2 protein-coding genes are annotated in these 3,986 nt (G+C 35.3%); both read right to left on the bottom strand.

Translation table 11 applies throughout. The features are described 5' to 3' along the window. On the bottom strand, positions 1-3,264 hold a 3,264-nt coding region (locus CCAND38_RS08200; RefSeq protein ID WP_231550021.1), incomplete at its 3' end, for a M12 family metallo-peptidase. A gap of 89 nt (positions 3,265-3,353) precedes the next feature. Next, the coding region (locus CCAND38_RS08195) for a T9SS type B sorting domain-containing protein (protein ID WP_042344788.1) at positions 3,354-3,986 on the bottom strand (633 nt) is incomplete at its 5' end.

The following is a 3,986-nucleotide window of genomic DNA, read 5'->3' as shown; positions in this document are numbered from 1 at the left end:
TACAATCGTTTTACCTGTTTTGCAATCGCCTGTTTCTGTGTCGGTATGGGTTACTGAAATTTCAGTAGTTCCATCACAATTGGAAATCTGTAATTTGCTTTCTGCTTGGGGTTTATCTTTTCCGCAAGACAAATTCACATCCGCGGGGAAATTTATAAAAGTTATTTCCGGTGCAGGAGTAATGGTAATGGTTTGGCTGTGTTTTGTTTCGTTTCCACAAGCGTCTGTTGCTGTCCATCGGTAAATAATTACTTTATTTCCGTTTTCTTGCTTTTCTTCTTGATTCTTTGTCACTTGAATATTTTCAGAACAATTATCCGTAGCGGTTAAATCAATTTGTGTTGGAATATTGTTTTCCTCCACAGAAATATCGATAGGTAAAGACTCATTAAATGTAGGAGCTTTATCATCTGTTACAGAAATAATTTGTTCAAAACTAACGGATTGGTCGCAACCTGTTGCTGTATAAAAACGTTTGATAGTATACGTATTAGCACAACTTCCGTTTATTTTTGTATCAGTATGAGTGATATTTACAAAAGGACAGCCATCAGTTGCAAACTGCGAATAATCAGCACTCAGAACAGCATTGCAAGTAGCTGAAATACTTGCTGGTGGTGTTGTAATGAATTTCAAATCAATAGGAGGAGGTGGCGTTGCATCAGGGTCTATTGTTATGGTTTGTTCGTGGTATTCTTCATTTCCGTACGAATCGGTAGCCAACCAACTATAAATAACCACTTCTTTTCCTTGACCATTGGTTCTGTTATCTGTGGAAGATTTTACTTCAATTTTATTGCCACAATCGGTTGCTGTCAATTCTGCTCTTTGTGGTACTTCACTCCTACTTTTAACCACCATATCTTGCGGATAAGCTGATAGTTTAGGTTTTTCAATATCTCGAACTACGATATATTGTGTGTGAGAAATGGTTTTGGCTACCTCATCTACGGCAACCCAAACTCTTTTGATTTGAAACCCCTTTTGATCACCAAACAATTGTTTGTTTTCCGTGAGATATACTTTTGGAGATTTTCCGCCAATAACCTGCAACTGAGGAGCTTCATTTTCTGTATAAGCATTATGACAATAAGTTACAAAATCTTTCGGAAGTGTTCCTACAAATTGTAAAGGCTCTACAGATTCTGGTAAAAGTTTTACTTCAATATATTGAACAAAACTTGTTTGATTGTTACAATCATCTGTAGCTGTCCAAGTTCGGGTTGTAATATTTCCGTTTTTTTCTTCCTTATTGACAATTGTTACAGGGTTCGAACCGCAAGTAGAAGTGGCTGTTACATTCGCTTTCAGAGGAATTTCAGATTCTTGATTTACAACAACATATTTTTCAGGAAGATTATTTAAAGTAATTACCGATTTTTCAATCTCAAAACCTCCCTCACCTGTTGTTATATCATTATCCGTCAAAGCAAAAGCGATATGGTCAAGAACTTCAACCTTGATAAGTCCTAAGCCTGAATGAAATATAGGTCTTCCGTTTTGGTCTGTATAATAAACTTTTCTTCCTATGGCAATATTAGGCATTACGATTTCGCAACTTCCATCATTTTCTGTTTCTGGCACTAAGATATGCTTAAAGGTTTTCCCAAAATCATCAGAAAGTAATATACGTACTTTGGTATTTTGAAAAAGAGTTTGGTCTACGTCCCAAGTAAGGGTTACCTTTTCACCCATTTTGTATTCTTTCCTTTCAAACTTAGTAATTTTGAAAGGTTTTCCTTCTACAAATTTCACCTTAGCTTCGTGCATATCGTATCGAGTAGCGTGATTACTTCTTTCGTTAAGGGTGTTTTTAGTATCATTTACCCCTAACCAAAAAGTATATTCTTTTCCTACTTTTAAATCATATTGTTTCCTAAGAAAGCCGTTTTCTGTCACCCAATGCGTATAGTATGCTTTTGTGTTTACAGATGAAGATTTTTCGGTTACAAATTCAGCAACAGAAGATGTTTCGTCATTTTTTATATCTGCTTGATGAATGGCGTACAGAAGAGGGTCATTATCAGGGTCAGTAGCATTAATGGTGAATTGAAAAAACGTTTCCTTTGGAAGTCTATATTCTGATTCAAGTTTTGAAACATCTATTATAGGAGCTTGATTTTTAGTGTCTATCCCGAAAACAGGATTTTCTCCTTTGAGCCATTCTTTTTTGAGTATGGTTCTGGCTCGGTCTTGATAATAAGCTCCATCTCCCAAAATTCTTCTTCGAATGAAATAAATACTTGGCAAAGAAAAGAAATCACGAGGAGAGCCATAACTCATTATAGAAGTCCCGTTCTCTGGTTCGGTTTTGATGGTTGAATCTCCTCCTGTTGTAAAGGTATGTAACGAACCAAACATATGCCCAAGTTCGTGACCGATAGTCGCATAACTTTTTATAGCCACAGCCGCTGCTTTTTTTGACGCGTCAAAAGCACCTCCGAGTACTGCTAATCCGTTATTTCTACTTCTGGATTTAGCAATAACAATACCCACATCGTAATTGTCTTCACCTATAAGCTGATTGATTTTAAGAGTCGAATTATTAATAATATAGCGAGAGGTTTTATTATCAAAAGTCTGTTTATCACTTGTGTTAAAAATAAGTTTTTCATCATTTACAATTTCAAACTTTATTCCTATATCTCGCATATAAATTTCATTGAGTGTAGCTTCTAGCGAACTCCAATATTTTTTAACCGCCTCTATACTTCCTTCTCTGCTGTAATAGTACCAATCCACCAATACTGCCAATCGATATACACGTAAAATTTCATCGGAATGTATGTGATATGTATTTTTTTCGGTTGCTGGTCGAGAAAAAGGTGTTTGTTGCGGGGTTTTTGGGTGGTGTACGTGGCAATTTCCGTCTGAACATAGTCCACATTTTTCGCCCTTTTCTTCGCTGAAAAGGATAATATAGCCATCATCAGAGGTTTTGATATCCCATTGAGTTTGCTTCCATTCAAAATTACCTAATATTTTTTGATCTTTTGAAATCGAAAGTGTAGCAACAAACTCGTCATTGTTGTAGCCCACAAAAGTACGGATACCTTCCTTTTCAGTAAATGAAGTGTTACGTTCTTCCCACTGCAATAAAATTTTCTCATTTTCAGATATAGGCACTGCCCATTCTATCTTATTTCCTACTGAAAATAAATGAATTACATCAATGGCTTTTATTGAAGTTTTAATCGTTTCTTGTGCAAAAGCCACTTGCCCAAAACTGATGAAACTAAAAATGAGATAGATATAGTATTTCATCAAATAATATTTTTTAGAATGAGATTTTTCAATTTTCTTTGAAAACTAAAACTCCCTTTGTAAAAGTTTTACAAAGGAAATTTTAACAATTATCTTACAAACAAATAGCCTTGTTTTGTGTTTGATTTTCCTGTAATATTTTGATATTTGAGTACATAGAAATACGTCCCTGTAGGAAGACGTTTGCCTTTTCGGAAAACTCCTTTCACGTTGGCATATCCTCGGAAAACTTCTCCATTTTTTTGATAGTTTTTCGATTCATATACTTTCTGACCCAATTCGTTAAAAATCTCAATTTGAAGATTTTTATAATTCTCAATAGGCTCAAATTTCAAGTAATTCTCCGAACCTGACTCGGTAGAAACGCCATTGTAAACAATCATTTCTTTCGTTGGTTCTATTCCTGTAGGTGGTTGTACTCCACCCATAGGAGGTGTAGGTTTTGAAGACTTTTTAATGGTAACTTTCTGTTCGTGAGTAACTTTATTTCCACATTCATCAGATGCCTCCCATTTATAAATGATTACTCTATTTCCGTCCTCTTCCTTGTTTTCTTGGCTCTTGGTAACTTGAACAGCAGAACAATTGTCCATAGCAGTTAACGTTTCTTGTGTTGGAACTTTGCTTTCTTCCACAGAAATATCAGCAGGTAAAGTTCCTGAAAACACAGGTTTTACATCGTCTTTTATCGTAATAGTTTGGGTATGTGTAATGGATTTTCC

This window comes from Capnocytophaga canis (genome assembly GCF_000827555.1).
GTDB classification, from domain to species: Bacteria; Bacteroidota; Bacteroidia; order Flavobacteriales; family Flavobacteriaceae; genus Capnocytophaga; species Capnocytophaga canis.
The sequence above is the reverse complement of the archived record's forward strand: the minus strand, read 5'-3'. Positions and strand labels throughout refer to the sequence as shown.